General features: G+C 45.5%; 5 protein-coding genes. 2 read left to right on the top strand and 3 right to left on the bottom strand.

Annotated features, from left to right (window positions below):
• Both glyS and glyQ read right to left on the bottom strand, forming a co-directional pair.
• The coding region (gene glyS, locus BCT81_RS20500; protein ID WP_102425638.1) for a glycine--tRNA ligase subunit beta at positions 1–2,062 on the bottom strand (2,062 nt) is incomplete at its 3' end.
• Positions 2,063–2,064: 2 nt separating this feature from the next.
• Positions 2,065–2,985 carry a glycine--tRNA ligase subunit alpha gene (glyQ, locus tag BCT81_RS20495; RefSeq protein WP_008223226.1) on the bottom strand — a complete coding sequence of 307 codons (921 nt, stop codon included), beginning with the start codon at positions 2,983–2,985 and terminating at the stop codon, positions 2,065–2,067.
• A gap of 420 nt (positions 2,986–3,405) precedes the next feature.
• On the opposite strand from glyQ, the gene BCT81_RS20490 reads away from it, so the two are divergent.
• Positions 3,406–3,963 carry a TMEM165/GDT1 family protein gene (locus BCT81_RS20490; RefSeq protein WP_004739245.1) on the top strand — a complete coding sequence of 186 codons (558 nt, stop codon included), beginning with the start codon at positions 3,406–3,408 and terminating at the stop codon, positions 3,961–3,963.
• A 147-nt stretch (positions 3,964–4,110) separates the two neighbouring features.
• Entirely contained in the window at positions 4,111–4,365 is a 255-nt protein-coding gene (locus BCT81_RS20485; RefSeq protein WP_008223224.1) for a hypothetical protein, read from the top strand.
• 84 nt (positions 4,366–4,449) lie between these two features.
• On the opposite strand, the gene tusA is transcribed toward BCT81_RS20485, so the two are convergent.
• Complete coding sequence (tusA, locus tag BCT81_RS20480; RefSeq protein ID WP_004739242.1) at positions 4,450–4,701, bottom strand: sulfurtransferase TusA; 252 nt, start codon at positions 4,699–4,701, stop codon at positions 4,450–4,452.
• Positions 4,702–4,945: the final 244 nt, after the last annotated feature.

Below are 4,945 nucleotides of genomic sequence, written 5' to 3'. Positions count from 1 at the left end.
TTTGTAGTAGAGAGATGTCAGCAATCTGTAGGAACAGGTTACGTAGGTTATTCAGTAGTGTCAGACGGTTCTTCTTAAGTGCTTCGTCATCAGCCATAACCATTACGTTATCGAAGAACGCATCAACAGGCTCACGTAGAGCTGCTAGCTTGCTTAGGGCTTCTTGGTAGTTACCTGTCGCGAATGCTGGCTCTAGTGCTTCTGTCATTACAGCAACGTTTTCAGCCAGTGCTTTCTCTGCATCTTCTTGAAGAAGTGCTAGATCGATATCTGCTGCTAGCTCACCATCGAATTTCGCAAGGATGTTACCTACACGTTTGTTCGCTGCTGCTAGTGCTTCTGCCGCTTCTAGTTCACGGAAGTGAGAAACCGCTTTAACACGTTGGTCAAAGTCAGTTGGCTTAGTTGGACGGTTAGCTAGTACTGCCTGGATGATATCCACGCTGAAACCAGCATCTTGGTACCATGCGCGGAAACGACCTAGCATGAAGTCGATAACGTCAGCTTCTACGTTGTCGTTGGTTAGCTTGTCGCCTAGTAGTTCTTTCGCTTTTGCGATCAGATCTGTTAGGTCTAGGTTGTAGCCGTTTTCAACGATAATACGTAGTACACCTAGTGATGCACGACGTAGAGCAAATGGGTCAGAACCTTTTGGAGCCTGGCCAATACCGAAGATACCTACGATAGTGTCTAGCTTGTCTGCCATTGCTACTGCAGAAGAAATGCCAGTGCTTGGTAGGTCATCACCTGCGAAACGAGGCATGTACTGCTCGTAAAGTGCTAGTGCAACTTGCTCGTCTTCACCATCGTGAGTCGCGTAGTGCATGCCCATAACACCCTGAGTATCCGTGAATTCGAATACCATAGAGGTCATTAGGTCACATTTCGCTAGTAGACCTGCGCGCTTAGATTTCTCAACGTCAGCATCGATCTGCTCAGCAATATAGCCAGCAAGCTCTGTGATGCGGTCTGTTTTGTCTTTGATAGTACCAAGCTGCTTCTGGAAGATAGCTTGGTCTAGTTCTGGAAGACGGTCGATTAGAGGACGCTTACGGTCTGTGTTGAAGAAGAATTCAGCATCAGCAAGACGTGGGCGTACAACCTTCTCGTTACCTTCGATAACATGGCGAGGCTCTTTAGACTCAATGTTTGATACGAAGATAAAGTTAGGAAGTAGTTTCTTGTTTTCATCGTAAACAGGGAAGTATTTTTGGTCACCCTTCATGGTGTAAACCAAAGCTTCAGAAGGAACTTTTAGGAACTCTTCTTCAAACTTAGCTGTTAGTACTACTGGCCATTCAACCAGAGACGTTACTTCTTCAACAAGGTCATCTTCTAGGTCAGCTTTACCGCCAACCGCTGCTGCTGCTTTTTGCGAATCAGCTAGGATGATTGCCTTACGCGCTTCGTAATCTGCCATTACTTTACCGCGCTCTTCTAGGATCGCTGGGTATTGCTCTGCAGAATCGATAGTGAACTCTTGTTCACCCATGAATCGGTGACCACGGATAGTGCGGCCAGATGCTACGCCTAGAATCTCACCTTCGATAAGGTCAGCGCCCATTAGCATAGTCAGTGTTTTAACCGGACGGATGAACTGAGTCGTCTTGTTACCCCAGCGCATTGGCTTAGCGATAGGCAGGTTACCTAGAGCTTTAGCCGCTAGCTCAACAACGATTTCAGACGTTGCTTGGCCTTTTACTTCTTGTTTGAAAAGAAGCCACTCGCCTTTGTCTGTTACTAGACGGTCAGCTTCTTCAACCGTGATGCCGTTACCACGAGCCCAACCTTGAGCAGCTTTTGTTGCGTTGCCGTCAGCATCGAATGCTACAGAAACTGCAGGGCCGCGTTTTTCAACAACTTTGTCTTCTTGGCCTTCAGCCAGTGCTGCTACTTTAAGAGCAAGACGACGAGGTGCTGCGTACCACTTCACGCCTTCGTGCGCTAGGTTTGCGCCTTTAAGCTCAGCTTCGAAGTTTGCTGCGAATGCTTCTGCTAGAGTGCGAAGTTGCGTTGGTGGTAGCTCTTCAGTACCTAGTTCAATTAGAAATTCTTTAGCCATGATTACTTCTCCTCGTCCTTCTTGCACATTGGGAAGCCAAGTGCTTCACGTGATGCGTAGTATGCTTCAGCAACTGATTTAGTTAGGTTGCGAATACGAAGGATGTAACGTTGACGCTCTGTTACAGAGATAGCTTTGCGCGCATCAAGGATGTTGAATGCGTGGCCTGCTTTTAGAATGCGCTCGTAAGCTGGAAGCGGAAGTGGCTTCTCAAGCTCAAGTAGCTCTTTACACTCTTTTTCACACTGGTCGAAGAAACCGAATAGGAAATCTACGTCTGCGTGTTCGAAGTTGTACGTTGATTGCTCAACTTCGTTTTGGTGGAAGATGTCACCGTAAGTTACGTTAGAGCCGTCTGGTGCAACGTTCCATACTAGGTCGTAAACTGAGTCTACTTCCTGGATGTACATTGCTAGACGCTCGATACCGTAAGTGATCTCGCCTGTTACAGGCTTACACTCAAGGCCGCCAACCTGTTGGAAGTAAGTAAACTGAGTTACTTCCATGCCGTTTAGCCATACTTCCCAACCAAGACCCCATGCACCTAGTGTTGGGTTTTCCCAGTTATCTTCAACGAAGCGAATGTCGTGAACAAGTGGGTCAACACCAAGAACCTCTAGTGAGCCTAGGTACAACTCTTGGATATTGTCTGGCGATGGTTTTAGCGCTACTTGGAATTGGTAGTAGTGCTGAAGACGGTTAGGGTTTTCACCGTAACGGCCATCAGTAGGACGACGTGAAGGTTGTACGTAAGCTGTAGACATTGGCTCTGGGCCAAGTGCTCGTAGACATGTCATTGGGTGAGAGGTGCCTGCACCTACTTCCATATCTAGAGGTTGAACAATGGTACAACCGTTTTGAGCCCAGTAATCCTGCAGCGCGAGGATCATTCCCTGGAAGGTTTTGATATCGTATTTTTGCATAGTCAGGTTCGCGCGATTCTTTTAAATGAATGAGAAAAATAACCTCTGAGTATACCGAGATATTCGTAAAGCGAGTAGGGGTAATCTTGTTTAATTAGTGGTCTAAAATGTCGTTTAATGGATTTTTTTGCCTTTAATGTTTGTTTTTCGGTGCAAGTAGATATTTTGATAAGTTTGACACTTGTTTTTGACTACGTGGGTGATTAGAATCTCGCGGTCTTTGGGGAGTAGCTTACTTGTTCATATCCTAGTGAATGAGTTCGTTCGTCAACATAATTGATGCAAAATCATCATGGCGTTCGAGGCAACCACCACCTTGGTGGCGCTTAGCAAGACCTTAGACAAGCATCGTGAACCGGGATGGGGCGCGAGGTTTGTCTTTGGTTAAATATAATAATCTCCATCCCAAATGAGCATGTCGTGAGCGTTTTAGCAATTTCAATTACAACTGTCGCCTTAGCCGAGATCGGCGATAAGACCCAGTTGTTATCTCTTTTATTAGCCAGTCGATATCGAAAGCCGATACCTATCATTGCGGCTATCTTCTTTGCCACCATAGCCAATCATGCTCTTGCCGCATGGCTCGGTGTGGTTGTCGCTGATTACTTATCGCCAGAAGTTTTAAAGTGGGTGCTGGTGGTCAGTTTTATTGCAATGGCGGGCTGGATTCTGATTCCCGATAAGCTCGATGATGATGAACAGATCTCAAATCGTGGCCCTTTTGTCGCCAGTTTCATTGCGTTTTTTATCGCTGAAATTGGTGATAAGACTCAGATTGCGACTTCTATTCTAGGGGCGCAATACGCCGATGCTTTGGCGTGGGTAATTCTGGGTACAACCATAGGCATGTTGCTAGCGAATGTACCTGTTGTGATCATTGGTAAGCTGTCGGCAGACAAGATGCCACTCGATCTGATTCGTAAGATTACAGCCCTGTTATTTGTCGGTTTGGCTATCGCTGCTGCGTTCTACTCATGAGTGTTTTGAGTCTTATTATACTCAACCAGTGGAGTAATGTGTTGTAGGTCATACTCTTACAGTATTGTGGGGTTTATCGAGCGAATGGACATATAACTGTCATACTTGTCATGATATTTTAATCTTGTGAGTTAAGAACACGAGGGCATGATTATGTTGACGCGTTATATGGGTATTACTCCACAAAGCCAAAGCTATCTATTTACCTTTGGTCTTGCACTTACACTATTAGGCATGGTGCTGACGGACATGTGGTTACCAATGGTCGCCGGCGCTATGATCATGACTGGACTTGCAGTTGAGGCTTGGATTCGAGTCGCGCATATTATTCCTATGCGTAAAGACATCCGAGCGTTACAACAACAGCTTGATTATCTGCAAACTAAGTCTAGAGATGAATAAACAAAAAGCCGCTGGTACTCTGAGTTCTGCTTAAGAACATAAGGTACCAGCGGCTTTTTTTGATGTTTGATTCTCGGTGGGGCGTTACGCCTCCAATCCCTTTTTGATCAAATACTGGTATGGCAGCGTTTCTGTCTCTTGGCCTACCAACTGGTGATCCATGAATCGACAAAAGCTCGGGATATCTCGAGTGGTCGACGGATCGTCAGCTTTTACCAGTAACACATCGCCATCCTGCATGTTTCTAATTGTCTTCCTGACCATCATTACTGGCTCTGGGCAACGCAGGCCTTCAGCTTCTAAAGTATGGGTTGCCAGTTCAGGTTTGAATGTCATGGTTTGTATCTCTATATCTATCTAACGTGTGAATAATACGTCTGCAGAAAAAATATGCAATAAGTGCTTGGCAAACAGAATCATTTCCTATAACTTAGTTAACAAGTTGATAACAACTTGAAGCAAAGGCAACTAGCTAAGGAGTGGCGATGTTGACAGGATTAGATAGATTAACAATTTATTCGGTTCTCTGTTTTATTTCTTTTTGTGCGTTAGTTTTACGCTCATCGACAGAGACCTCACT

Origin of the sequence: Vibrio sp. 10N.261.52.A1 (assembly GCF_002876325.1) — a bacterium.
In the GTDB taxonomy this organism is placed as follows: domain Bacteria; phylum Pseudomonadota; class Gammaproteobacteria; order Enterobacterales; family Vibrionaceae; genus Vibrio; species Vibrio chagasii.
This window is presented reverse-complemented; position numbering and strand designations above follow the sequence as displayed.

Bases quoted from the DNA above. Each gene is read 5' to 3' on its own strand.
- tusA (WP_004739242.1), bottom strand. From the start codon at position 4,701: ATGACATTCAAACCTGAACTGGCAACCCATACTTTAGAAGCTGAAGGC.
- glyQ (WP_008223226.1), bottom strand. From the start codon at position 2,985: ATGCAAAAATACGATATCAAAACCTTCCAGGGAATGATCCTCGCGCTG.
- BCT81_RS20485 (WP_008223224.1), top strand. From the start codon at position 4,111: ATGATTATGTTGACGCGTTATATGGGTATTACTCCACAAAGCCAAAGC.